This window comes from Peribacillus sp. Bi134 (genome assembly GCF_918698065.1).
Taxonomy (GTDB): Bacteria; Bacillota; Bacilli; order Bacillales; family DSM-1321; genus Peribacillus.
Window position 1 is genome coordinate 421775 of sequence record NZ_CAKKLN010000003.1, and the last position, 24569, is coordinate 446343.

The window sequence follows — 24569 nt, forward strand, 5'->3', positions numbered from 1 at the left end:
CTGCCATTTTTCAAAATGTTAAATACTAATAATTAAAAAAACCATCAGTCTCAAGCATATGCTCATATTTACATGCATGATAACTTTTTAATTCGTATAATAGAATAAATGGGAATCAAAGTGAGTCTAATTTACAAAAGGAGGGAGCAGATTTGTTCTGTGGAACCAAAAGGCGAAGAAATAAACAGTTTAGCATTAAAAGTCAAAGAGATTATTCAATCTTCAGGATGTCAAAATGAAGATGTAATCTTTCTGTGCATTGGTTCAGATCGATCGGTTGGGGATTCATTGGGCCCTTTAGTCGGGACGATGCTAAAAGAACACACGGTGCCTTATCGTGTTTACGGTACCTTGGAAAATCCCGTTCATGCATTTAATTTAAAAGAGACGTTGAAAGAAATTAAAAAACAATTCAAAAGGCCTCTTATTTTTAGTGTGGATGCTTGTTTAGGGGATCAAAACCAGGTCGGTTATGTTTTCTTGAAGGATGGACCTCTTGTCCCAGGGAAAGCTTTAAAAAAAGTATTACCTGAAGTGGGAGACTATCACATTATAGGAATGGTAAATTATATAGATCCGCTGCCAACGATGCAATTTTTAAATGATACTCGTCTTTACACGGTTATGAATTTGGCGAATAAAATCGTAAAAATCATTACTCAAGCGACCGGCGAGACTTCTAGACCTTATTAAAAGAATGGGCTGTCCCAAAAACCACTAATAATAATTGGTTTTGGCACAGCCCTAATTTTTAAGTTCGAGAATTTAATTGATAACGTTATACTTAAATAATAGCCCCTGTCAAGATAGCAGTAATAATAAGGACTAATGAACAAATTAGAGCCCATTTAAATGCATACCGCTGTAGTTCCCCGATATCTGTCTTTACCATCCCTACCAGTAAAAGAGTCGAGGCCACGAGTGGACTTAAGAAATGTACAGGCTGCCCCAGTACGGAAGCTCTGGCAATTTCTAAAGGACTCACACCATAAGCTTCTCCTGCTTCGGCAAGAATTGGCAAAACACCAAAGTAGTAAGCATCATTTGATAAAACGAACGTAAATGGCATACTTGTGAACGCAACGACCATCGGTAAAAAAGAGCCTAAAGAATCCGGAATGATGGCCACTAATGAATTTGCTATGGCGTCTACCATTTTCGTTCCGGAAAAGATCCCTGTGAAAATACCAGCCGCAAATACTAATGTAACAACGGTGATAGCGTTTCCTGCATGTGACCCGATTCGCTCTTTTTGCTGTTCTAAATTAGGGTAATTAATGATTGAAGCAAGAACAAACCCGATTAGAAACAACACCGGTACAGGTACTAAGCCCATTACAAGTACGACCATGACTGTGAGCGTCAACAAAAGATTGACCCATATTAATTTAGGGCGCTTTAAATCGTCTTGTATGGCGGAAGCTACAGCTGCTTCAGCAAGAGCCCCTTTCATTTCAGGTGCAGATTTGATATAAACAACGCCAAGCCTTTTGCGCTCTTTTTTACCAAGTACATAAGCGGTAAAAAGAATAGCTGCTATTCCTGAGAATAGTGTTGGGATAATCGGGACAAAGAATTCATTTGCATCCAGACCTAATGATGCTATTGCTCTAGTTGCAGGTCCTCCCCAAGGAGTCATACCACTCATAATACTGACAGCCAGCATAGAAATAGTGGCAAGGATAAGTGGATTCATACCAAGTCGTAAGTAAAGAGGCAGCATGGCGGAAATCGTAATCATATGAGTCGTGGTACCATCACCATCCAAGGCAACGGTCATTGCGATTACCGCTGTTCCTATCGCTATTTTAACCGGATCCCCTTTTACGATTTTCAACATAGTTTTAATAAGTGGATCAAATAATCCAGCGTCAATCAGAACTCCGAAAAACAAAATAGCGAACAATAGCAAAGCGGCTGAAGGTGCGACAACCTTTATTCCATCGAGCATCATATCTCCGAGCTCTGGACCAAATCCGCCAATTAATGCAAAGATAATTGGAATGACTACAAGAGAATTAACAGGTGATAACCGTTTAGACATGATTAAATAAGTAAAGACAACGACCATTGAAATTCCAAGTAACGTTAGAATATTAATCCCTCCTATTAAAGAAACCGCTTACAACCAGATGAGAAGTTTGAATAACTAAAAAATATTACATATCTTCTGATTCCCTGTTGCTTTATTTTCTATTTTTAGAATAGTTCATATCATCAAATAAGTGAAATACATATTTTTTTTACTTTTTCGAAAAAAAAACTTATAATCCATTTTATATTAAATTAAGAAATCCAAAAAAGCACTATGAAATTTTCAATAATTTCATAGTGCTTTTTCGTTACAGATTGGAATTTTTATTCAAGAAATCAATAAAGTTTTTCACAGTAGAGAGTTTTAATGAATCCTGGTTATACATTAACCATGTATTTCTTAACACCGGCTTCCCATTTTTGTAGGATAACCCGTATGTATGCAAATTATCTGACGGCTGCAGGCATATTTCCGGTAGAATGGAAACACCAAGATCATTTTTGACCATCTCTTTGCACGTCTCCTGCCGATCCGTTTCCATAGTTACAAATGGTGGCTCTGGGAATCTATCATGCCACCAGCCATTTATTAAGTTTTTTAAAGAACTGTCTGTCTTATAATTTATGAATGGAAGTTCTGGCAGATTATCCAAGTCTACCTCTTTCTTAGAAATTAAACAAAGTCTTTCTTTATGCAGTAACGATTTGATTCCATACCATTCATAATTTCCACGCAGAATGCCTAATTGAACACTAGAGGAATCCAGAAGATGCATGATTTCAGTACTCCAGCCTGTATTCACATTAAATTGTACATGAGGATATTGTGTTGAAAACTTTTTCAATATTTCTGGTAGTTTATATTGGGCAAAGTTGCTGGAAACGCCAAGCCTTAACGTTCCTCTTACCTCATTTTTCATATTCAGCATATAATCTTTCGTTTTTTGCAACTTTTTCACCATTTCTTCCGCATAACCCGCTAAATGTATCCCTTCTGAAGTGAACTCAATGCCTCCTTTTATTTTGAAAAATAGGTTTGTGCTAAATTCTTTTTCTAAATTTTTAAGCCGGTACGTTAACGCCGGCTGCGATATATATAAACGCTCTGCGGCACGGCTAATGTTTTTTTCTTCATATAGTACCCTTATCGCAATCCAATCTTTTTCGTCCACTTAACCATCCCCCACTTTTTGGATTATAAGTTTTTTTATCATTTTTATTAAAAAAATATGTATTTTACTTATGAATAAACATATCATACTATATTTTCAAAGGAACCGGTAGTGCTATAAATATTGATTTGAGAAAAGGTGGTTTTACAATGAAAGTACCTGTAGTTGTAATGCGCGGCGGGACAAGTAAAGGTGTGTTCCTTAATTTTGATCATATGCCTTCGAATCCCATACACTGGGAGGATTTCTTACTTGACGTGATGGGCAGTCCGGATCGGAGACAGATCGATGGTCTTGGAGGAGCGAATTCATTGACAAGTAAAGCAGCGATCATCAAAAAATCAGAATCACCAGAATTCGATGTGGAATATACATTTGCTCAGGTCAGCATCGATAATCAAATGGTCGATTTTAAAGGAAATTGTGGAAATATTTCATCTGCTGTAGGACCTTACGCAATTGAGCAAGGATTAGTCCCTGTAAAAGAACCTGTTACAACGGTGAAAATTTTTAACGTGAATACACAAAAACTGATTATTGCAGAAGTTGAGGTTGAAAATGGACAAGTGAAATCAGAAGGATGCTGCTCAATACCTGGGGTGCCTGGTAAAGGATCACCTATTTATCTTTCTTTTACTCGTGCAGAAGGAGCAGTTACAGGAAAACTTTTCCCTACAGGAAATCCGATTGACATGATTAAAACCAAGGATAGGCTAATTCAAGTTTCAATTATTGATGTTGCCAATCCACTCGTTTTTGTAAGGGCACAGGATATTGGTCTAAGCGGAACCGAATTACCCAATGATTATTCACAGGAAAAATTAAATGAACTGGAAGAAATCCGATCAATTGCAGCTGAAATGTGTCAATTTTCCGATAAGAAATCAGCTACTGTCAAATCTCCTGCTGTACCTAAAATGACTCTAATTGCTCCTCCTATGGATTACGTCGATCTAAACGGATCTGAAAGAAAAGCGTCAGAGATGGATTTGATGATCCGAATGATGTCAATGCAAAAGCCCCATCAAGCGCTTGCCATTACAGGAGCCATCTGTGCAACAGCAGGGGCTTACTTACAGGATACGGTTTTATCTGAGATGGTGAACATTAAACACGAAATTTTCCGATTAGCCCATCCTGCGGGGATAATGGAAACAAAGGTTGATTTCTTGGCAGGACACATACGTGCTATTAAAGTGGTACGCACAGCAAGAATCATTTTGGAGGGATACGTGTACACGAAAAAAAATTACGAGCATTCCTATCAATTAGCTTGATTTGAATTGATCTGCAAATTACAGCAAAAAATTTTCTATCACTTGGAGGCTTGGCAAATGTGGGTCATCACTATCTTTTTAAAGGAAAATATTAAAATATTTGAATTTGACACAGAAAAAGAAGCGAAAGAAATATTCAAAAATATGAAAGGCACTAAAATTCTTTCCGAAATAGTTTACTTTAATGATCCTTGTTCTGTATAAGTGAGACTTCAAAAGAGCCCAAACTCTAATGTATTTCACCTAAACCCTGTCTTCAAATTTAATGATAAACTAGGATCGAGAATATAAGTGAATTTCCCCAGATAAGCTAAACCCCTATACAAATTAGGGTACAGATACAGATTTTTATGATTACTATATTATTTAAAAAAAGCTAAATACTATCTATTGTTTAGAGAAAAATACCAATACACAAATCCCTCCCCTTTTTCATGCTGAATTTTAGCATCGGAGTGATAAACAGCAATATAACTGGTAAATCTTGATAAGTTAGAACTGACTTCATAAGCGTTAATGCCTGATCCTTTCAAGCTGGTGCTGAACTCGAAAAGCTAGTACTGAAGAACCTTATAGTCTGGCCATCAGGACGCTTAAAGCTATACAATCACTTCATCTGAAAAAACTCCAATAGATAAACTGTTACTAAGTTTGACCTTTTATATTCCTATATGATATGAGTTTTAGTCAAAGCATAAAGACATTAAATATGTTAAAATACCAAACAGCCAAGGACTTTTTAAGCCTTGGCTATTTTTCATTCTTCTACTTCACGTATCTATTATTTTTTGGACACATTCTTATCTAATAAACCATTCAAGGAAAAGACTCAGTGATTATTGATCGTTTCAACCTTTTCTTGAGTATAGCGTGCTGCTGATGAACCAGCTAATTTGCCAAAGACTGCTCCAGACATTAACCCGGATCCACCAGGATAGTTTTCATAAAAAATCCCCCCAATCATTTCACCAGCCGCAAAAAGACCTTTTATCGGTTGTTCTTCTTTGTCTAACACATGACCCGTTGTATCTACATGCAGACCACCGAACGAGAAGGTGATACCGCACGTTACAGGGAAAGCATAGAATGGACCTTGCTCAATTCGAAGTGCCCAGTTGGATTTAGGAGGGGTAATTCCTTTCGTTCCTTTGCCATCTTTCTCTGCCGGTCTATACTCGCCATCTTGTACCGCACTGTTATACTCTTCGATCGTTTTTAGAAATTGTGTTTGATTGACCGGCAGTAAACTAGCCAACTCTCCAAGCGTATCTGCTTTATAAATAGTCGCTTCTTCAAGGTCATATTCTTTACGCAGCATCGGGCGTACCTGTGCATCATAAATTTGATATGCCACATGTCCAGGCTGTTTTAATACCTCACGGCCGTATTTGGCATAGGTGTAATTTCGTAAATCTGCTCCTTCATCAACAAACCGTTTCCCTTCATTATTAAGCATGACGCTGTACGGATAAGAATGCTTTTTAAAAATATCCCCCGGCTTCGTGAAGTCCCCTACTTTTGGCGCATTATAATCTGTCCCAATAGAATGACATCCAGACCACTGCCCAAATTTTTGAGCCCCCACTGCCATAGCCATGGAAATGCCGTCTCCTGTGTTGAACTCGGTTCCACGAACAATAGCCGCTTCCCATTCTTCACCAATATTTTCACTTCTCATTTTCTTATTGGCTTCAAAGCCGCCACAAGCCAAAATCACACCGGATGTCTGAACAGTTACCATTGTATGACCCTTCTCAACAACGACACCGGTTATTGTGTTATGCTCCGATACAAGCTCCACAGCACGTGAATCGTACCAAACGTCGATGCCAATTTCTTCTGTCCGCGCAAAGAGCTGTCTCATTAAGCCAACGCCTTTATCCTCCGTTTTGATAGGCAGTCCTCCCCAGAAATTGCGCTTGCCAGCTTGTACGAAAGATTGATTTTCATAATTCAATTCAAATTTTATTCCCTGATCACGCATCCACGCAATTGTTTCATATGATCTAGAAACCAGCTGCTTTGCTAACTCAGGATTACTTTGTCCACCTGTTACTCGCATTAGATCATTGTAATAATCGGATTCCGTGTATTCAGGCATTACAATTAACTCGGATTCTTCATCTGTTAATTCAGGTATTATATTTCTGATTGCGTCTAAATTATTGTATGCAACACGAATGGCTCCATCCGTGAAGAAAGAGTTCCCTCCACGCTTTTCCACTGGTCCCCGTTCTAATACAAGAACTCTAGCACCTTCCTCTTTTGCTGAGATCGCGGCACATAAAGCTGCGTTTCCTGCCCCTACTACAACTACATCATAATTTTGTGTATTTGACATTTTTACCCCTCCTGTTAAGTTGTGATAACTCTTCATGTAAATAATAAGTGAAAATAATGAATAAAAATAATATTGTTTTTTTATTCATTGCCATAGAAAAAATTTATGAAAGAATGCTGGAAACGCAAAACTATAGTGAGTCTATTGATTTACATAAAAAGATAGATTTCTTTTTTCATTAGTTGTATTATACTTTTAGAAATCAAATGAATTTTCATTTTTTATAATTACCCATAAATATTTTTTATGGTTAAAGGAGAAAAATTTTATGGATGAAAAAGACTGGCTTATATTAATTACTCTTTACGAAGAAAGAAATATAACAAAGGCAGCACAACGACTATTTATTTCCCAGCCAGCTTTATCCTATCGTATAAAACAGCTGGAAAAAGAGTTCAAAACAAATTTAATCTCTAGAGGCAAAAGAGGTGTCGAGTTTACAGTTGAAGGGGAGTACCTCGTTCAATACTCGAAAAATATGCGTAAGCAATTAGGAGCTGCAAAAGAACATATTTCAAATTTGGATAAAAAAGTAAAAGGAACTTTGCGATTGGGTGTATCTGGCTTGTTTGCCCGATATAAACTACCATTATTATTAAAAGAATTTCTAACTCTATATCCAGAGGTTGAAATCAGTTTGAAAACTGGATGGAGTTCTCAAATTCATCAAATGCTTCAAAAAGAAGAAGCACATCTCGGGATAGTTAGAGGTCCTTACAAATGGCAGGAAAATAAAGTGTTATTTCAAGAAGAAAAGATTTGTATTGCCTCCAGTAAAAAAATTGAATTAAAAGAACTTCCTTTTCTTCCTAGAGTTAATTATCAGACAGACCAATCGTTAAGAAATACTATTGAAAACTGGTGGCAGGAAACATTTGCGTTACCACCTAAGATTTCAATGGAGGTAGATCGGATTGAAACATGTAAGGAACTGGTTCTTAATGGTTTAGGATATGCCATTTTACCAGAAATCTGTATTAAAAATGATGAACCACTGTATACTTTCCCCATTGTATTAAGCGATAATAGCTATTTGCTTAGAGAAACTTGGGTATTTTATCGGGATGTGACTATGGATTTGGCACAAGTAAAAGCATTTATTGATTTTCTTAATGATTCTAAACAATGAAACAAGACGAAACGAAGTAAAACTAATACAAAGGAAGAGAATTAATATGAAAAAGTGGAATTTAAATAATGCAAGCAAGACAATCCAATTTTCGGCTGCACTTCTAACTGCTTTTATTGGAGGCGGCCTTTTCTCTCTTATCAGGTTTCCAATCCCCTGGCTACTTGGTCCAATGGCAGCCCTATTAATTGCATCACGTTTCAAAAACGTTAAATTAATTTGGCCCGTTTCGATGAGAAATACTGGATTAATTATTGTAGGTTATTCAATAGGCATCTCCTTTACCAAGAGCTCACTGTCTGATATGATTAGTCACCTTCCCTCAATGTTGATCCTTACAACCTTAATTGTCCTTGTGTGTGCATGTTCTGCTTTTGTTATGTCAAAATATTCCGGCATTGACTATCCTACATCTTTAACGAGTAGTATTCCTGGAGGTTTGTCACAAATCGTTGTGTTTGCAGAAGATATGAAAGGTATTGATATTACTACAGTAACCTTTTTCCATGTTACAAGAGTGATAATGGTTGTTTTCTTAGTCCCCCTTTTAATTATCAGTCCCATTTTTGCAGCGAATAGTACCAATGATTCCTCTAAAATAACGGATAACGTTATTCCAGAGTGGAGTGGTTTATTTCCTCTTATCTTTCTGTTCGCCCTTATTTGTTTTCTGGCAGCAAGAATAGGTAAAATATTCAAATTACCAGCTCCTTACTTTTTAGGACCAGTAATCGTTGCTGCTGCAATAGGTCTTTTAGGTTTGCAGGGACCACCACTTCCTCCTACACTTCTTGATATATCTCAATATATGGTTGGCGGTTATATCGGTTTACTATTAAAACCGGAACAACTTAACAACAAAAGAAAAACCTTATTATTGGCTTTGATGAACGGACTAATTTTGATTAGCGCAACAATGTTTTTTAGTATTCTACTGACCCAGTATTATGATTTATCGACTATTACGGGTTTTTTAAGTTTAGCCCCTGGTGGAATGGATCAAATGGGAATCATTGCACAAGAAGTAAATGCTGATGTATCTACTGTTACCAGCTATCAACTATTTCGGATGGCTTTTATTTATGCCGCAGTGCCTCCATTACTGAAATTGGTATTAAAAATAAGTTTAAGAAGAAAAGACAAGAACAGTAATGTAAAACTAAATGTTAAATAAAAAAGGAGGAAGCTTTGCTCAAGGACAATGAAAAGTCTGATTTATAAAGAAAAGAAGGTTATCTTACACAAAATTGATGACCTTCTTTTTTGTTACTAAAAGTTGCATTAAATATTAAAAAAATTTCGTTATTGAATCACTTATCCTATGGCTTTATTTGCTCCCCTCCCCATTCTTTTTTAAAGAATAAATTATTTTGATACCAATACAAAAAAAATATGTATTTAACTTATTGTCCTCTCTGTATTACCTTTAATAAAGAAAAGCGCATAAGCATAGTGTAAAACTTATTAATCTACCAGTTAATTTTTCTGAAGAGTCACAAAATTATTTCTTAGTCATCCAGAGATCATTTGAAAGCGCATTCAAAATATGGGAGGGGATTTAATAATGTTTCTTACAATTTTAGGCATCTCCATGGTTACCGTTTTTACCTATTTAATTATGTCCAAACGTTTATCGCCCATTGTTGCTTTAACTTTAGTTCCGATCGTTTTTGCAGTAGTTGGTGGTTTTGGAAGTAAAATTGGCACTATGATGATGGAAGGCATTAAGCTAGTCGCTCCTTCTGCAGCTCTATTATTATTCGCCATATTGTTTTTTGGTATTATGATAGACACGGGATTATTTGACCCACTTATCAAAAAGTTATTAGAAGTTGTCAAGGGAGATCCTGTGAAAATTTCGATAGGTACCACAATTCTTGCATTACTCGTGGCCCTAGATGGAGACGGTACAACAACGTATATCATTACTGTTTCAGCTATGTATCCACTTTATAAACGAATCGGTATGAATCCATTGGTTTTAGCCACAGTAGCCATGCTAGCTTTAAGTGTTATGAGTGGCATGACCCCCTGGGGTGGACCTGCTACCAGAGCAATAGCAGTATTGGGACTTGATGCATCCGAATTTTTTGTTCCACTTATTCCTACCATGATCGGTGGTGCTATTTGGGTTATTTTCGTCGCATTTATTTTAGGGAAAAAAGAACGTAAACGACTGGGTGTAATACACATAGAAGAGTTAAAAAATGAAATAGCTGCTACTGTAGAAAATGAAGCCATTGATGCATTTCCTCATATTGACATTAAACGCCCTCGTTTTTTGTGGATTAACTTATTAATTGTGGTAGGCATTATGGTCATTCTCATTATGGGATTGGTACCTTCCCCTATTTTATTTTTGGTCGGTTTCGCTATTGCTTTAATGATTAACTACCCTAATCTGGAAATGCAAAAAAGACGTATATTAGCACATTCTGGAAATGCCCTAATTGTTGTTCTACTAGTTTTTGCAGCTGGAGTATTTGCAGGAATCTTTTCCGGTACAAAAATGGTTGATGCTATTGCTAAAGGACTGGTTGCGATAATACCTGCTTCATTAGGACAGTTTTTCCCTGTCATTGTTGGCATTACAAGTATGCCATTCACTTTCGTTTTATCTAATGATGCCTATTATTTTGGAGTTCTCCCTATTCTTGCAGAGGCAGCTTCAGCTTATGGTATTAGTCCGTTAGAAATTGCTCGCGCTTCTATATTGGGACAACCCGCTCATTTAATGAGTCCACTTGTTGCATCAACCATTCTATTAGTTGGCATGGTTGATAAAGACCTTGGGGAATATCAGAAATTTGCATACAAATGGGCCATCTTGACATCGTTAATCTTAACAGTGTTAGCTATAATTAGCGGCGCTATTTCTTTTTTGTAAATTATAAAAGTCCTTGTTTACTTGTTTGCTAGTAAATATCCGCAGGATCCTTTCCAAAAACAACTACTAAGGACTTTTGATCAATTTCATGATGAGGACCTAACAACTCTTGAAAGAAAGACTCAGTGGCGTATAATTAACAGATTATCACATATTCTTCACTTAGTACTCTAATATCCCATTTGAAAGACAATGAAGAAGTAGTTGAAATTAAGCTGGTCTTAAAAATGTGGCGTCTGATAAAGTTTTGGTTATTACAAAAAATATATTCTTATTTTGTTATGAAACTGCCATGATAGTTGCATAAAGTAAAAAGCTGCTCTAAAAACAGCTTCAATCTTATTAATTGCTCTCAAATCATAACCAATTGTATTTGAACTATACCGTAAATAACTGTTTCAAAAGCTAAAAGCAGTTGTATTTCTTAGATGAAATCAACTGCTTTCGTTGTGTTTTTTTGTTCCCTATATGGAAACCTCTAAAGGTTAAGGCTTTTATGGAATCATTACTTAATAAATCCGTTGAGAAATTGATATAACTCTTCTAATTCACTTTCTTTTGCAACAATACAGTTAGGGTATTGTTTTATCTCTGCTACGCTGGATAATTTAAAATCATTGGGAGTCGGGAGTCCAGAAGCACAAATCATTAAAAAGTCAGCAAAGTGAATTAACCCAGTCACTGCTGACGTTTTTATGGTCATTTGCCCCATTGCTCGCCCTGCAAACAAACCCTTCATTGCACTTTTTCCACCTGTTCTTTCTATTACTATTCTACTTTCGTCTATTATTACTTTTGTTCCTGATTTTAAATCAAAAGTTTTCATCTTCTTAACCTCCTACTTTTCCTTTAATATTACAACATCTTTATATGGACATGGCTTATATATGTCATTTGCTTGAAAATGATCTTCAACTAACCTGCCCAGTTTTTTGAATAAGGAAAAGGTAGCAGCAACACCCCTAGTTAAAGTGTTATTATAAAGATTCATCAACAAGTTCTTTTTGGCAAATTGGGAAATATTTTTATTTCATCATACACTTACTCTAATTTTACACATTATACATCTAGTGTTAATTAAAGTGTGAGGGAATCGAATATACAAAAAAAGAATAAATGGTTTTTGTCCCTAAATAGAAATATAATTTAATAGATATATGATAAGTAAGTATGAAAAGGTGGAGTTTTATTGGATATTTTATGGTGGGGTTTAACGATCGTCTTATTTGCTTTAAGTTTTGTAGGAATTGTCTATCCTATTATTCCTTCGGTTGTTGCTATTTGGGGAGGATTTGCAGTTTATCAATTCCTCATTAATTCTGATGAGTTATCGTTATGGTTCTGGATCAGTATGGTTGTGTTGAGCGGTGTATTAATCGCGGCCGACATTATCGCAAATAGTTATTTTGTTAAAAAGTATGGGGGATCAAAAACATCCGAGACAATAGCAGCTATTGCCACGATTGTTGGTTCATTTGTCTTTCCTCCTTTTGGAATAATTCTCGTACCATTTTTAGCAGTCCTCGTTTCGGAATTAATCATTCAAAAAGATATAATGAAGGCTACTAAAGTTGGGTTTGCAACTATCATCGGTTTTTTAGGCGGCAGCTTAGCCAAAGTATTAATTCAATTATTGATGATTGTTTGGTTTATTTTAGCGGTAATTTTTTAATTATTTGTCAACGGCCACAATAAGAAAAAGCTGACTTTCAACAGTCAGCTTTTTCTATTAACAGAAGTCCCATTTACTTATCTGGTACAGATAATAAGAAAAAAGTGATGGAGGAAAAGGAACTATTATTGTGGCCTATTGAGAACAATTCTTTAACGATGGGACTCTTTTTAGAATTCTAATATAATTTTCACAACTGCTTCCTTCCGTGTCAAAACTCAAGACATTATCCCCACCCAAGTTTTCACAGCCGTCGCTAAAATCAATAAAGCCAGTATAACTTGCAGCACTTTTACATTCATATTTTTACCGGCCATCGCCCCAAGCGGAGATGCTATTAAACTCGCTCCCACCATTATCAATGCCGGATAGAAGTCTACTTGTCCCGTTGAGATTTTCCCTGCTGTTGCACCAATGGATGAAATGAATGTGATAGCTAATGAAGACGCAATCGTGACCCTGGTTGGTATTCTTAAAACGATAAGCATGATCGGAACTAATAGAAAGCCTCCTCCGGCACCGACTACCCCGGCTCCTAAACCTACGATTAAGGCAAGAATGGCCGCAAGCCATTTGTTGAAGGTAACTTGATCCAAAGGAATGTCATCTATCCCTTTCTTCGGAATGAACATCATGACAGCCGCTATCAACGCCAAAATGCCATAGACGATATTCACTCCGTGTTCCGACATCGATTGTGATCCAAAACTTCCAACCACGCTTCCGATCAACACACTGATCCCCATATAGAGAATCAGCGTTTTATTTAAATGTCCGCTCTTACGATAGCTCCATATTCCTCCGATGGAAGCGAATAAGACTTGTACAGCACTTATACCTGTCACATCATGTGCACTAAATGCCGCTAAACCGAAGATTGGGGGAATAAACAGCAGCATTGGATAATTTATTATCGAACCGCCGATGCCGAGCATCCCTGAAACGTATGAACCTATAAAACCAATCAAAAAGATGGTAATGATAAAGGTGATATCCATTGTAAGTGCCTCCCTTAAAAGAAGGGAACCCTAATGGTTCCCTTCTTTTATCAGCCTTTTCTAATCCAAAATTTCAGTATATCATTTTCTTCTGCCGTTTCCACCAGTTCATGGCCACCGGATTTTGACCAAGCGGCTAAGTCTGCTTTAGCTCCTTTATCGGTTACATGTATTTCCAGCACTTGCCCGGTTTGCAAATCATTCATCGCTTTTCTCGTTTTAACGATCGGCATTGGACAAGCTAGTCCCTTAGCATTTAACACTTTATCTGAATGCATATTTCATTCCTCCTATTTTCTTGGCTTTTTATCGGTATTAACGAACCGCACAGCGATTTGGCCCGATTTCCATTTCACGCTGTTTTTCATCATCAGGCTCGATTTTCCCCATATTGGTTTCGCGAATTTCTTGATAAGCGTTTGGCTGAGGCGGTAAATTACCTGTTACCAGCTCTCTGAATTCCGTTTCATCTACAATGTTCAATCCATGATTTTCAGCAAACAGCGCACCCAACTTTTTAGCGACACTTCCATCTTCATTCAATTCATCAACGATCATAAAATGTGATGGCAATACGATTAACTCGTCTGATAATTCTCTATAACGTGTATACAGTGTTTCTCTCAAGTCGCCTACCCAATTCTCAGCCAATCCAGCTAGGTCCGGTCTGCCAATCGAATCGATGAATAGTATATCCCCGCTTAACAAGTATTTTTGATCGACCACAAATGAAGTCGAACCAATGGTATGGCCCGGGGAATATATTGCTTGAATATCAATCGAAGTATGACCAATCGTTATCACTTTCCCGCTTTCTAATGGCTGATATTCAAAGGTTACTTCAGCCGCATCTTTTGGCGGCAGCCAGTAAGTTGCATTTGTTACTTCCGCTATTCGTCTTCCACCTGAAATATGATCGGCATGTAAGTGTGTATCCAGAACATGTGTAATTTTCACCCCGATATTATCGGAGAAATCAAAATAGGCATCAATCATTCGAGTAGAATCGATAATGGCTGCTTCACCATTGGAAACGACCATGTAGGATAGACAGCCTTTACCTAGTCGAACAAATTGGTAAATTCCGCCGCCATTGGTCAATTCACCGATTTTCACAGGTTCCAAATGTTCACTCCATGCTTTCATGCCGCCCTTTAAATAAGAAACGTCCAATCCAGCTTCAGATAACATTTCTGCTACCATAACGGAAGAGCCTTCCTTTGCACATACTACCAGGATTTCTTTATTGGCCGGGATTTGATCGATTATTTCTTCCACGCCATCCAGTAGATCAAAGTAAGGGATATTAAGGAATTCAAAATTCTCCCCTTCAATTTTCCAATCATTGTAGTCACTTTCATTTCGAACATCCAAAATAAATAAGTCGGTTTTATTGATTACTTTCTTTGAAACCTCACCGGCTGTCATTTGCTTAAACGCCATTTTATATACCCCCCACAGTATTAATGATGTCAAAAATTTTTTCTTCATTAAAAGGTTAATGTAACATCAGCATTCTTAGCGAACTCCAAAAATGTGACCGCTCCACCTACTTAGATACGGTCAACGAAAGCTTCTTTTTCCATGCCCAATACGGCCTTGGTCTTTTGACAACTATACGTTCATTTCCTGTGCAATGGAAACTAAATCTGAAATGGAAGAAACATTTGCCTTTCTAATACCTTCGAAATTAAAGCAAATCGCCACTTCTTGATCTGTTGCTACTGCCGCTATGATGTTAAACCCTTTATACTTTTTATTCATTCACGGATTTTTGTGAAGGACCGTTCCATTGGCTCATGCCGGGTACAACATTGAATACCCGTTCAAAACCGGCCGCCGTCAGTTTTTGTGCAGCAAGATCACTTCGGCTGCCTGTACGGCAAACCACAAAAATCTGTGATTCTTTATCAAGTTCACCCATATGTTGTTCCAATTCACCCATTGGAAGGGATCTAGCTGCTGGTATATGATTAAAAGCATACTCTGCCGATTCTCGTACATCCAGGATGATCGTATTTCGGTTTTCCTGCATTAGTTGAAGAAGTTCTTCATTTGAAATGATTTTTTCATGCTTCTTCACTGCTGTTTCTTCTCCGATTGCTTTCCGAAGATAATGTTTTAGTGTTGTTCCTTCTTCAACCGTACCCAAATATTGGTGACCTGAACTTTCCGCCCAGGCTTTTATGTCGGCGGTTGACCCTTTATCAGTTGCTTGAACTTCGAGTACCTCCCCCGCTTCCAGGACATTCATGGCTTTTTTCGTTTTTACGATTGGCATTGGACAGGCTAAACCTTTAGCATCCAAAACAGAATTTGTTTTAATCATTTTAGTTCCTCCTTGAGTCTTTTATAGGGATGGGGGTATATTCGGATATAAAATTATTCTGTGGGACCTTCCCATTCATTCATACCACCCATCATGTTCAACACCTTATATCCATGATCCTCAAGTAACTGTGCTGCCCTTGAACTTCTGCCCCCTGAACGGCAGACGATGATATATTCTTTTGATTTATCCAGATCCTGCATTCTAAATTCCACCAGACCCAACGGGATATTCAAAGCTTTTGGTATTTTCCCTGTCTTTACTTCATCCACTTCCCGCACATCAATAATATGGACTGGGGAGTATCCCTTCAATAATGCGTTCACTTCATTCGGTAAAATTTCTTTCATTTTTTTAAGATCCTCCTTTTATTCGCGCCAAGAATTCATACCGCCTTTTACGTTTGTAACTTCATTAAACCCGAGTTTCTTCAATGCTTTACTCGCATTACTGCTCCTCATTCCGCTTTGGCAGATAACAATTACTTCTTTATCTTTTGAAAGTTCATGTGCCCTTTTGCCAAATTCGTTTAGAGGTATATTTTTAAAGTCCTTAATGTGATTGCCCCTATATTCATTAGGAGTACGAACATCGATGAATTGCCTATTTCCTTTATTATTCAACACAGCTTTTAACTCAGCCGCATTTATATTTTTTATCCCCTTTGCCGGGACAAATCGCTGATATAAAAACCAAACGATGAAACCTAATATGATGAGATTAAATATAGTTCCCATTTGAACCCCCCATTTATATAAATAAGTTTACATTTCCATCCTCTGCTTCAGCTAAATAAGCTGCAACACCTGCATACTCAATTCCATCCAATAATTCCTCTTGCTGTAAACCCAATAAATCCATTGTCATCGTACAGGCTATAAGTTTGATTTCCTGTTCTTGGGCCAACTCAATTAAATTTGGGAGTGACATGGCGTTATGCTTTTTCATTACATGTTTGATCATTTTAGGTCCCATCCCTGCAAAGTTCATGTTTGATAGACCCATTTTATCAGAACCACGAGGCATCATTTTTGCAAACATTTTTTCAAGAAATCCTTTTTTTAATGAAATCGGATCATCCTTCCTTAAAGCATTCAATCCCCAGAATGTATGGAAGATAGTCACTTCATGATCGTAAGCCGCCGCCCCATTTGCTATGATATAAGCAGCCATTGCCTTATCATAATCACCACTAAATAAAATGATCGTCGTTCTTTTCTTTTCAGTCATTTATGTTTTCCCCCTGATTTATTCTTTCATACCCTACGGGGTATATATTATGCTAAAAAATATAGTTCGTCAACCCACTTCACTAAAAATGAATGGAATAGGGTTTTCTTTATTTAATTGGTCCATGATTAATTGAAGACAAAATTTCATTCACTTCGAATATTTTTCCATTAACCTTCTCTATACCAAACCCTTTTAACCGTGCTGTGTGCATTGACAAGTACTTACATGCGGATTCCTTCGTTTCAAACAGATAAATGCCACCAGCTTCCTTTGCCTCACTGTCTTCGGTCCAAATCTTCCAGATTAATCCTTCTTCATCATTAATGCTTTTTGCTAAAACAGTAAATTCTTTTACAATTTCGTGACCAAATGGCCCCTCCATTTTAAAATCCACTTGTAAAATATAAGACATGAAAAACACTTCTTTTTCTACTAGTCAGGTCAAATTCTTTTACCTGCTTTTAATTAGTAAATTAACCGCTTCCTTGACTAAATGATCAGTGCCTTCTCCTTTCTCGACGTTTTCCCGAACGCATTGCTCTAGATTGGCACTTACGATAACACCCATGGTCCTATCTATGGCATTACGTACAGCAGACAACTGAGTGACGACATCCCTGCAATCTTTTCCCTGCTCCATCATTCCAAGAACACCCTTGATTTGTCCTTCAATCCGCTTCAAGCGATGAATGCTGCTTTTATCAAACTCCATACTCCGCCTCCCATCTATTTACAACAATAGCTAATCTTTTTTCCGTTAAAAAGAGAAGTGCAGCCCCAAACTCACTTCCAGTTTATTAGAAGCAATGACATGAATGTTTTCAAGTAAGATTTTTATTAAAACATTTCAATAGGCATAATCAACCTTATCTTGCTTAGATTATAAGCGCCTAGCCAATTAAATCGTATTTTACTCGTGAGTTTGGGCATTTTAATCGTGAATTTGTGTTTTCTTAACTGGTGAGTTCATATTATACCTATAGGGGTATATTGTCAAGCCGTTTTATTTACACTTTTATTTAAAATAAACACCACCTAATACTAAAAAGCACAAATACATTCAACTAGTGAAAGTCAAAAATAAAAACGTACCTACTTATGGGCACGTTATGTTCGAAGTAATCATTTGTAAATGGCTTCCCTTCAGTTTCCTCGTTAAATAAATATTGACGAAATCCGGGCCAGATTTTTAGCGCAACTGTAGTATGGCGTGATGCTTCTGATTTCGGTCAAATTTTATTAAAAAGATTAGAAACGACTTCCATATTCCCCCTCCTAGTTATGACAATTGTATATAGAGTTGCAAATGTTCGAAATGGTTTTAATATCCCGTAAGTACATAATTTCTAGTGGGCAAAGCCAACATATAGGGAGATAAAATTGAAATAGTCGAGGTGGGAATAATTTGAAGGCATCTGATTTGTTTGTAAGGTGTTTAGAGAATGAAGGGGTTCAGTATATTTTTGGGATACCTGGTGAGGAAAATACGGATCTTATTGATTCTCTAATAGATTCTGACATTGAATTTATCTTGGTTCATCATGAACAAGCTGCAGCTTTTATGGCAGACATATATGGCCGGCTAACTGGAAAGCCTGGCGTCTGCTTGGGCACATTGGGACCGGGTGCAACTAATTTATTGACAGGTATAGGAAATGCTTATCTGGATTATTCCCCTGTTGTCGCGATTACAGGTCAGGCTGGCCTTGATCGAATTCATAAGGAGTCACATCAATATGTGGACATTATTGGGGTTTTTGAGGAAGTAACGAAATGGAATCAACAAATTAAGGTGCCTCATACGATTCCGGAAATTATCCGTAAAGCATTTAAGACTGCAGTCATAGAAAAGCCGGGAGCTGTTCATATAGAACTCCCGGAAGATGTGGCGCTGATGGATACAGAAGGTGAACCACTTCCGGTTACACCAATGCCTAGATCCCGCCCAGCCGAGGAAGAAATCAAAAAAGCTGTCGAATTAATAAATCGCGCTAAAAGACCTATTATTCTAGCTGGTAATGGCGTAGTCCGTGATGAAGCTGCTGAGTCCTTACGGAAATTTGCAGAAGAGAAGCAGATTCCCGTTGTTAATTCGTTCATGGCCAAAGGAGTTTTACCTTCTGACCATCCATTGACCCTTTTTACAGTAGGGATGCAAGCAAGGGATTATGTTCTATGCGGGTTTGATTTGGCCGATCTTATTATCACTGTCGGCTATGATTTCGTCGAGTATTTGCCAAAATATTGGAACGTTGAGGCAATGAAGCCGATTATTCATATTGATGCCCGACCGGCTGAGATTGATGCCTATTACCCCGTTCAAGCTGAATTAATCGGAAATGTTACTGAGGCACTTGAAGCCCTGACTACTGGTGTAGCAAAAAAGGAGCTTTGGCCAGAAGTGAAAAAGTTAAGGTCTCAAATCATTGAGAAATTTCATTCTTCTGATGATGTATCAGGAAGCCCTATCATCCCTCAGCGAATTATTGCCGATATAAAAAAGGCAGAAAAAGGGAATGCCATTGTCATTTCGGATGTGGGCGCCCATAAATTATGGATTGCCAGGATGTATCAGCCGGAAAAGCCTAATCACACTATCATTTCTAATGGCTTTGCATCAATGGGTATTGCGGTTCCCGGTGCCATTGCGGCCAAATTGGCAAAGCCTGATAAACCTGTCATTGCGGTTACAGGGGATGGTGGATTTCTGATGAATGGGGTTGAATTGGCAACTGCCAAACGTCTGGGTCTTGCCTTCGTTATTGTCATTTTCCATGATTCAAAATTTGGCCTTATCGAGTGGAAGCAATTGAATAAATTTGATCGTACGAATGCGATTGAATTTACAGACCCAGACTTTTTAGGATTCGCAAAAAGTTTTGGGGTTAAAGGAGTGAAAGTAACCCACTCCGATGAATTGCTTCATGCATTAGAAGAAGCGATTTCGAGTCAGGAAATTGTCTTGATTGATGTGGATGTAGATTATTCGGAAAATGTAAAGTTATCGAAAACACTAGGTGATTATATTTGTAAATTATAAAGAGCATGTATTATTGGAGGAATGTCAAATGAAGAAAAAGTGGCAATTGTGGATCGGTGGCAAATGGCGGGAGGCTAAATCGTATGAGCCCTTATTCAATCCCCATACAAATGAAGAAATTGCACAAATCGGACAGGCTGAACCAGCGGATGCCATTGAAGCGATTGTTGAGGCAAATGCCGCTTTTCAGAAATACCGATCCTACCCGGCTCATGCACGAGCAGAAATTTTATTTAAAGCTGCAGCAATCATGGAAGAACGCAGTGAAGAGCTTGCGAAAATCATTTCTCTAGAGGCGGCGAAAACGATTCGAAATGCTCGTGAAGAAATGAATCGTACGGTTCAGACCTATCGTTTTGCTGCAGAAGCGTCCAAGAACAATTATGGAGAACAAATCCCGATGGATGCGGCAGTTGGCGGGGTAAACCGTTTTGGCTTCACGGTTCGTACCCCGATTGGCGTCGTTACTGCGATTACCCCATTTAACTTTCCCTTTAATCTGGTCGCACATAAAGTTGGTCCAGCTATTGCGGCTGGAAACTCGATTGTGTTAAAACCTGCCGAACAAACCCCGTTGAGTTCATTGGTTCTTGCCGATATTTTTAAAGAAGCAGGGTTGCCAGATGGAGTATTGAACATCATACCGGGCAAAGGGGATGTTTTAAGTGATGCATTGACGACCCATCCACATGTAAAAAAGGTGACTTTTACAGGCAGTGTAGAGGTCGGACACCTTATCCAGCAGCAGGCAGGCTTCCGTAAGCTTACCCTTGAACTCGGATCTAATTCGCCGTTCATCATTGATGAAGGAGTCGACACCGATAAAATCATTCAAAGAAGTGTGATGGGTTCATTTACGAATAATGGTCAGGTGTGTATCTCGATTCAACGAATTTATGTTCACAAATCACTATACCAACAATTTTTAGATCGATTCGTAAGTACAACAAAACAGCTTGTCATCGGTTCCCCACTGGACGAAAATACAAATATTACAGCGGTTATTTCAAAAAAATCATTGGAACGATTACAAAGTTGGATTGACGAGGCAGTACAGGAAGGAGCAAAAATTGAGTGCGGCGGTACAGTTGAAGGCAATGTACTTTTACCTACCGTTTTAACCAATGTAAATCGTGACTCAAAGGTATTTCGTTTCGAAGTATTTGGTCCAATTGTCTGCATTTTCCCATTCGATACGCTGGATGATGCCATCAATGATGCAAATGATTCGCGTTACGGATTGAACTCAGGAGTGATGACTCCGAGTATAGAACGAGCTTTTTATGCGGCGGAACGCTTGGAAACAGGTGGAGTCGTAATCAATGATATCCCAACTTACCGGATTGATAATATGCCTTATGGTGGCTGGAAGGACAGCGGAGTTGGCCGAGAAGGCGTCAAATATGCGATGCAAGAAATGATGGAGCAGAAGTTTATCAGCTTTAAAATAAGCGACAATTGAACATAGGGAAAATTATAAACCCTTATTATATGAGACGGCGATATCTTAAAGATTTCGTCTTCTTTTTTTGTCGTAAATTTATGTTTTGATTGTAGCCGTTGTTCTTATTATTGGGTACAGTCATTTCTTCATTTCATCATCACTTCTATACATAGGCGATTTTTTACATACAGATGTAATCTAGTTGTAAAAGATAAAAAGCCACCAAATACGGCAGCTTTCACTTATTACTTCAATTCTTCAATTATTTCAGCACCATAAGAGTTGTCGATTATACAGCGCCATGTACCGGTGGAATCTTTTTTAAATACATATGTCGCGGTTCTTTCCATAGAGAATTCGGAGTCTTCCTTTTGATTGGCACTTAGCTGGGCTTTTGCCACAACCAATGCCGTATCACCCGTTTCGATTATTGCCATCTTATCTTGATTGACGATTAAACTATGGTTAAAGTATTCAGCGATAGCAATGAATGCCTGACGGATTTCCGCTTTCCCTTTTGCAAATGTTCCAGGTTTGACAACTAAAGTTGCATCCTCTGAATAGAACTCCATTAGATGATCGAAATTCTCATTATTTATTGCCCTGTCCGCATTTTTTATGATTTGTTCCAGCTCATGATTCTGCATATTCACCATCCTATTCAGCTTCATTTAATTGGACCGCTCTTATACCAATTGATGTTCGACTGTCATGATGGAATATCCTGCTCAAGAAGCATTTTTAATAAAAGTTGATATCCTATCGTATATCTTTCAGCTAAAAAACGTAAAGAAATCAATATGTCTGTTGCTGTTTCCATTGTTCTAATGAGGCAAGCAAGTTAGGCATTCCTTCCTGACCGAAATATTCCAGAGAAACAAAGCCTGTATAATTCCGCTTTCTCAATTCTTCGAGTAAGCGAATATTGTCAACATCCCCACTAAAAATGGGGGCTGGTTTGTTTTTATATCGCTCTTTATGATTGTAGTGATAATTTTTTAAATGTACATGGCTGACATGGGGGAAGATGGATTCCAATACCTCCTTCGGATTCAATTGATCAACGTATAAGTTAGCACCATCGAAAATCAGTTTTATCCGTGGATGGTCAATATCTTCTAAAAGCTTTTGAATGGCTTCGAGGTTATCAGCAAAAGAGTCATAGTGAATTTCTATTGCTACATCCACTCCATAGAGATCGGCCATTTGCCCTAATTTATTTAATTCGGTAGCCGTTTCCGACCATTGCTCCGGTGAGGCATTCCTTGATGCTATATGTCCTGCGAAAGTCCGTATTAATGGGCAGTTCAATTGATGAGCCATATCTAACAATTTTCTTGCTTGATTGATTTCGTTTTGATGTTCTTTTTGGTTCCAGAGTTTCGAAAAAGTCGTATATCCACTAATGGATGGTATTTGTAAATCATTATTTTCAAGTAATTTGGCTAACTTGTCCAGTGGTCCATGCTTCTCCTGAAATCGTTCTATATGTTTATTCCATAATTCAAGTCCTTTAACATCCGCTTGCAACGGAAGCAGCCAATTTATTATTTCCTCTATGTCCCATTCTTTAAATCCTGTAGTGCATAAACTCAGTTTCAATGTAATTCCGCCTTTCTCCTTTTATTTTTTCATTGTGATTTCTATACGCTGTACTTTTCCGAGAAGGAAGATATAAGCAAAAGCGCCAATTAGGGCCACTACGGATATAAAGGTTAACGCTGCTGCATAAGAATGTGTCGCACTAATGATTAAACCGACGATTAACGGAGATAATGCCCCTCCAATGTTTGCTACAAAATATAGTGAGGAACCCGTTAGGCCTACCATTCCTTTCGGGGCAATATCAGCTAAAAGTGCTCCGGTAACTGTTGATGCCATCCCCTGTCCAAAGAATGCTATCGCCATAAAGGTGATGACTATGTTTGGTGAATCCGTATAATTCCCTCCGAGAATCAAACAAGACAGTAACAATCCGACAATGATGGGAAGTTTACGTGCCAATCCTGTTGATACCCCGCGTGTCAGCATCCAATCGGAACATCGGCCGCCAATGAGGGTTCCTAATATGGCTACGATGTAAGGAATACTCGCATAAATTCCAGTTTTCAACATCGTCATTCCCTTTTCATCGATCAAGTAGGATGGAAACCAAGTCATAAAGAAAAACAAAGTAGTTTGAATGGAAAATTGCCCGATGAACATTCCCCAAATTTGACGGTGTTTAAGCAGTTGGCCTATTCGGTTCCAGGAGAAAGGATGCTTCTCTTCAGTTCCGATCATCCCTCCGCCTTCTTTGATATAGTTTAGCTCTTCCTGGGAAATCCGCATATGTTCCCTAGGGTTCCGATAGAATCCATACCAAACAAATCCAATGAGAATCCCTATGATTCCGGCGATATAAAAAAGGTAACTCCATCCAAAGGTTATGATGATCCAAGTAAAAACTGGAGTCAGGAAGGCTAACCCAATATATTGGGTACCCGTATAAATCCCTACAGCAGTAGCACGTTCTTTTTTAGGAAACCACTCGGATACACACCAGGCATTAGTAGGTATGGAGGGAGATTCAAAGGCACCCAGTCCTATGCGATATGTAATAAGTGACGATATATTTTTCGCGGTTCCTACCATGAATGTAAATACAGACCATAAAACGAGGGAAACCGTGTATACCTTTCGAGGACCGAATCTATCAAGAAAGTAGCCGCTGAATAGCATGGAGAAGGTATAGCTCCAGCCAAATACGGAAAATATTATTCCCATCATAGCCGGATCAATATGTAAATCGGCTTGAATATTCGGAGCAGCAAGCGAAATGATGGCACGGTCGATGTAATTAATACACGTGACTAAAGCAATTAGAAATAAGATGAACCATCGAACAGTTTTCTGTTTTCCTTTTTTTGATCTGTCAGTTACCGGTTCCGATGTGCGATCTTCTATTATTGCCTTTAATTCTGAGCTCAATATTTTTCCCCCTTAACCTAATGCCCAATATTAGTACATCGTT

The 24569-nt window shown here is 38.0% G+C and carries 25 protein-coding genes and 1 pseudogene; 9 read left to right on the top strand and 17 right to left on the bottom strand.

All coding sequences use genetic code 11. The annotated features are described in order from the left end of the window. Nucleotides 1–159 precede the first annotated feature (159 nt). Entirely contained in the window at nucleotides 160–693 is a 534-nt protein-coding gene (gene yyaC / locus LQ188_RS07875) for a spore protease YyaC (RefSeq protein ID WP_230176480.1), read from the top strand. Nucleotides 694–784: 91 nt separating this feature from the next. Here yyaC and LQ188_RS07880 read toward each other — a convergent pair whose 3' ends face one another. Both LQ188_RS07880 and LQ188_RS07885 read right to left on the bottom strand, forming a co-directional pair. Then, nucleotides 785–2095, bottom strand: coding sequence for a citrate:proton symporter (locus tag LQ188_RS07880; protein ID WP_101221761.1), 1311 nt, complete (start codon nucleotides 2093–2095; stop codon nucleotides 785–787). Between the two features lie 247 nt (nucleotides 2096–2342). Continuing rightward, nucleotides 2343–3206, bottom strand: coding sequence for a LysR family transcriptional regulator (locus LQ188_RS07885; protein WP_034313052.1), 864 nt, complete (start codon nucleotides 3204–3206; stop codon nucleotides 2343–2345). 149 nt (nucleotides 3207–3355) lie between these two features. Here LQ188_RS07885 and LQ188_RS07890 point away from each other — a divergent pair, with 149 nt between their 5' ends. Beyond that, nucleotides 3356–4483 carry a PrpF domain-containing protein gene (locus LQ188_RS07890; protein ID WP_230176481.1) on the top strand — a complete coding sequence of 376 codons (1128 nt, stop codon included), beginning with the start codon at nucleotides 3356–3358 and terminating at the stop codon, nucleotides 4481–4483. A 57-nt stretch (nucleotides 4484–4540) separates the two neighbouring features. Continuing rightward, a complete protein-coding gene (locus tag LQ188_RS07895) occupies nucleotides 4541–4687 on the top strand; it encodes a hypothetical protein (protein WP_230176482.1) in 147 nt (48 codons plus the stop codon). Between the two features lie 625 nt (nucleotides 4688–5312). Here LQ188_RS07895 and tcuA read toward each other — a convergent pair. Next, nucleotides 5313–6860 carry an FAD-dependent tricarballylate dehydrogenase TcuA gene (tcuA, locus tag LQ188_RS07900; RefSeq protein WP_363320578.1) on the bottom strand — a complete coding sequence of 516 codons (1548 nt, stop codon included), beginning with the start codon at nucleotides 6858–6860 and terminating at the stop codon, nucleotides 5313–5315. A 232-nt stretch (nucleotides 6861–7092) separates the two neighbouring features. Here tcuA and LQ188_RS07905 point away from each other — a divergent pair, with 232 nt between their 5' ends. The 3 genes from LQ188_RS07905 (at nucleotide 7093) to LQ188_RS07915 (ending at nucleotide 10840) form a co-directional block, all read left to right on the top strand. Further along, nucleotides 7093–7953 (top strand): LysR family transcriptional regulator, encoded by an 861-nt coding sequence (locus tag LQ188_RS07905; RefSeq protein ID WP_101221758.1) that lies wholly within the window; start codon nucleotides 7093–7095, stop codon nucleotides 7951–7953. A 46-nt stretch (nucleotides 7954–7999) separates the two neighbouring features. Next, on the top strand, nucleotides 8000–9127 hold the full coding sequence (locus LQ188_RS07910; protein WP_230176484.1) for an AbrB family transcriptional regulator: 1128 nt from the start codon (nucleotides 8000–8002) through the stop codon (nucleotides 9125–9127). Nucleotides 9128–9517: 390 nt separating this feature from the next. Continuing rightward, entirely contained in the window at nucleotides 9518–10840 is a 1323-nt protein-coding gene (locus LQ188_RS07915) for a citrate:proton symporter (protein WP_230176485.1), read from the top strand. 505 nt (nucleotides 10841–11345) lie between these two features. Here the strand turns inward: LQ188_RS07915 and LQ188_RS07920 are convergent. Further along, nucleotides 11346–11666 carry a hypothetical protein gene (locus LQ188_RS07920; RefSeq protein ID WP_101221755.1) on the bottom strand — a complete coding sequence of 107 codons (321 nt, stop codon included), beginning with the start codon at nucleotides 11664–11666 and terminating at the stop codon, nucleotides 11346–11348. 363 nt (nucleotides 11667–12029) lie between these two features. On the opposite strand from LQ188_RS07920, the gene LQ188_RS07925 reads away from it, so the two are divergent. Then, the gene (locus tag LQ188_RS07925) at nucleotides 12030–12512 is read left to right on the top strand and encodes a DUF456 family protein (protein ID WP_101221754.1); all 483 of its coding nucleotides are present in this window, start codon (nucleotides 12030–12032) and stop codon (nucleotides 12510–12512) included. Nucleotides 12513–12730: 218 nt separating this feature from the next. Here the strand turns inward: LQ188_RS07925 and LQ188_RS07930 are convergent, their stop codons facing one another. The 10 genes and pseudogenes from LQ188_RS07930 to LQ188_RS07975 form a co-directional block, all read right to left on the bottom strand. Continuing rightward, entirely contained in the window at nucleotides 12731–13510 is a 780-nt protein-coding gene (locus LQ188_RS07930) for a sulfite exporter TauE/SafE family protein (RefSeq protein ID WP_230176486.1), read from the bottom strand. 50 nt (nucleotides 13511–13560) lie between these two features. Then, a complete protein-coding gene (locus LQ188_RS07935) occupies nucleotides 13561–13788 on the bottom strand; it encodes a sulfurtransferase TusA family protein (protein WP_101221752.1) in 228 nt (75 codons plus the stop codon). Nucleotides 13789–13825: 37 nt separating this feature from the next. After that, nucleotides 13826–14953: an MBL fold metallo-hydrolase gene (locus LQ188_RS07940; RefSeq protein WP_230176487.1), complete on the bottom strand. Its 1128-nt coding sequence runs from the start codon at nucleotides 14951–14953 to the stop codon at nucleotides 13826–13828. A 47-nt stretch (nucleotides 14954–15000) separates the two neighbouring features. Further along, a pseudogene (locus LQ188_RS07945) lies at nucleotides 15001–15274 on the bottom strand (DsrE/DsrF/DrsH-like family protein). Continuing rightward, nucleotides 15267–15839 (bottom strand): sulfurtransferase TusA family protein, encoded by a 573-nt coding sequence (locus LQ188_RS07950; RefSeq protein ID WP_230176488.1) that lies wholly within the window; start codon nucleotides 15837–15839, stop codon nucleotides 15267–15269. Before LQ188_RS07950 ends, LQ188_RS07945 begins: the two are co-directional and overlap by 8 nt. Nucleotides 15840–15892: 53 nt before the next feature. Next, complete coding sequence (locus LQ188_RS07955; RefSeq protein WP_230176489.1) at nucleotides 15893–16189, bottom strand: rhodanese-like domain-containing protein; 297 nt, start codon at nucleotides 16187–16189, stop codon at nucleotides 15893–15895. 18 nt (nucleotides 16190–16207) lie between these two features. Beyond that, on the bottom strand, nucleotides 16208–16576 hold the full coding sequence (locus LQ188_RS07960; protein WP_101221748.1) for a rhodanese-like domain-containing protein: 369 nt from the start codon (nucleotides 16574–16576) through the stop codon (nucleotides 16208–16210). 13 nt (nucleotides 16577–16589) lie between these two features. Continuing rightward, a complete protein-coding gene (locus LQ188_RS07965; protein ID WP_101221747.1) occupies nucleotides 16590–17069 on the bottom strand; it encodes a DsrE/DsrF/DrsH-like family protein in 480 nt (159 codons plus the stop codon). Nucleotides 17070–17178: 109 nt separating this feature from the next. Then, nucleotides 17179–17484 (bottom strand): monooxygenase, encoded by a 306-nt coding sequence (locus LQ188_RS07970; RefSeq protein WP_230176490.1) that lies wholly within the window; start codon nucleotides 17482–17484, stop codon nucleotides 17179–17181. A 39-nt stretch (nucleotides 17485–17523) separates the two neighbouring features. After that, nucleotides 17524–17784 carry a metal-sensitive transcriptional regulator gene (locus tag LQ188_RS07975; protein ID WP_101221745.1) on the bottom strand — a complete coding sequence of 87 codons (261 nt, stop codon included), beginning with the start codon at nucleotides 17782–17784 and terminating at the stop codon, nucleotides 17524–17526. Between the two features lie 693 nt (nucleotides 17785–18477). Between LQ188_RS07975 and LQ188_RS07980 the strand changes: the two genes are divergently transcribed. Together LQ188_RS07980 and LQ188_RS07985 are read left to right on the top strand one after the other, a co-directional pair. Further along, the gene (locus tag LQ188_RS07980) at nucleotides 18478–20112 is read left to right on the top strand and encodes an acetolactate synthase large subunit (protein ID WP_101221744.1); all 1635 of its coding nucleotides are present in this window, start codon (nucleotides 18478–18480) and stop codon (nucleotides 20110–20112) included. Nucleotides 20113–20140: 28 nt separating this feature from the next. Continuing rightward, the gene (locus LQ188_RS07985) at nucleotides 20141–21574 is read left to right on the top strand and encodes an aldehyde dehydrogenase family protein (RefSeq protein WP_230176491.1); all 1434 of its coding nucleotides are present in this window, start codon (nucleotides 20141–20143) and stop codon (nucleotides 21572–21574) included. A 227-nt stretch (nucleotides 21575–21801) separates the two neighbouring features. Here the strand turns inward: LQ188_RS07985 and LQ188_RS07990 are convergent, their stop codons facing one another. The 3 genes from LQ188_RS07990 to LQ188_RS08000 all read right to left on the bottom strand — a co-directional run bounded on the left by LQ188_RS07990 (nucleotide 21802) and on the right by LQ188_RS08000 (nucleotide 24526). Beyond that, nucleotides 21802–22203: an SgcJ/EcaC family oxidoreductase gene (locus LQ188_RS07990; RefSeq protein WP_101221742.1), complete on the bottom strand. Its 402-nt coding sequence runs from the start codon at nucleotides 22201–22203 to the stop codon at nucleotides 21802–21804. 148 nt (nucleotides 22204–22351) lie between these two features. Further along, nucleotides 22352–23158, bottom strand: a complete 807-nt coding sequence (locus LQ188_RS07995; RefSeq protein WP_230176492.1) for a sugar phosphate isomerase/epimerase family protein — start codon at nucleotides 23156–23158, stop codon at nucleotides 22352–22354. Between the two features lie 21 nt (nucleotides 23159–23179). Beyond that, nucleotides 23180–24526, bottom strand: a complete 1347-nt coding sequence (locus LQ188_RS08000; protein WP_230176493.1) for an MFS transporter — start codon at nucleotides 24524–24526, stop codon at nucleotides 23180–23182. Between the last annotated feature and the right edge of the window lie 43 nt (nucleotides 24527–24569).

Bases quoted from the DNA above. Each gene is read 5' to 3' on its own strand.
- LQ188_RS07890 (WP_230176481.1), top strand. From the start codon at position 3,356: ATGAAAGTACCTGTAGTTGTAATGCGCGGCGGGACAAGTAAAGGTGTG.
- LQ188_RS07895 (WP_230176482.1), top strand. From the start codon at position 4,541: ATGTGGGTCATCACTATCTTTTTAAAGGAAAATATTAAAATATTTGAA.
- tcuA (WP_363320578.1), bottom strand. From the start codon at position 6,860: ATGAAGAGTTATCACAACTTAACAGGAGGGGTAAAAATGTCAAATACA.
- LQ188_RS07905 (WP_101221758.1), top strand. From the start codon at position 7,093: ATGGATGAAAAAGACTGGCTTATATTAATTACTCTTTACGAAGAAAGA.
- LQ188_RS07910 (WP_230176484.1), top strand. From the start codon at position 8,000: ATGAAAAAGTGGAATTTAAATAATGCAAGCAAGACAATCCAATTTTCG.
- LQ188_RS07915 (WP_230176485.1), top strand. From the start codon at position 9,518: ATGTTTCTTACAATTTTAGGCATCTCCATGGTTACCGTTTTTACCTAT.
- LQ188_RS07920 (WP_101221755.1), bottom strand. From the start codon at position 11,666: ATGAAAACTTTTGATTTAAAATCAGGAACAAAAGTAATAATAGACGAA.
- LQ188_RS07930 (WP_230176486.1), bottom strand. From the start codon at position 13,510: ATGGATATCACCTTTATCATTACCATCTTTTTGATTGGTTTTATAGGT.
- LQ188_RS07935 (WP_101221752.1), bottom strand. From the start codon at position 13,788: ATGCATTCAGATAAAGTGTTAAATGCTAAGGGACTAGCTTGTCCAATG.
- LQ188_RS07940 (WP_230176487.1), bottom strand. From the start codon at position 14,953: ATGGCGTTTAAGCAAATGACAGCCGGTGAGGTTTCAAAGAAAGTAATC.
- LQ188_RS07950 (WP_230176488.1), bottom strand. From the start codon at position 15,839: ATGATTAAAACAAATTCTGTTTTGGATGCTAAAGGTTTAGCCTGTCCA.
- LQ188_RS07955 (WP_230176489.1), bottom strand. From the start codon at position 16,189: ATGAAAGAAATTTTACCGAATGAAGTGAACGCATTATTGAAGGGATAC.
- LQ188_RS07960 (WP_101221748.1), bottom strand. From the start codon at position 16,576: ATGGGAACTATATTTAATCTCATCATATTAGGTTTCATCGTTTGGTTT.
- LQ188_RS07965 (WP_101221747.1), bottom strand. From the start codon at position 17,069: ATGACTGAAAAGAAAAGAACGACGATCATTTTATTTAGTGGTGATTAT.
- LQ188_RS07970 (WP_230176490.1), bottom strand. From the start codon at position 17,484: ATGTCTTATATTTTACAAGTGGATTTTAAAATGGAGGGGCCATTTGGT.
- LQ188_RS07975 (WP_101221745.1), bottom strand. From the start codon at position 17,784: ATGGAGTTTGATAAAAGCAGCATTCATCGCTTGAAGCGGATTGAAGGA.
- LQ188_RS07985 (WP_230176491.1), top strand. From the start codon at position 20,141: ATGAAGAAAAAGTGGCAATTGTGGATCGGTGGCAAATGGCGGGAGGCT.
- LQ188_RS07990 (WP_101221742.1), bottom strand. From the start codon at position 22,203: ATGCAGAATCATGAGCTGGAACAAATCATAAAAAATGCGGACAGGGCA.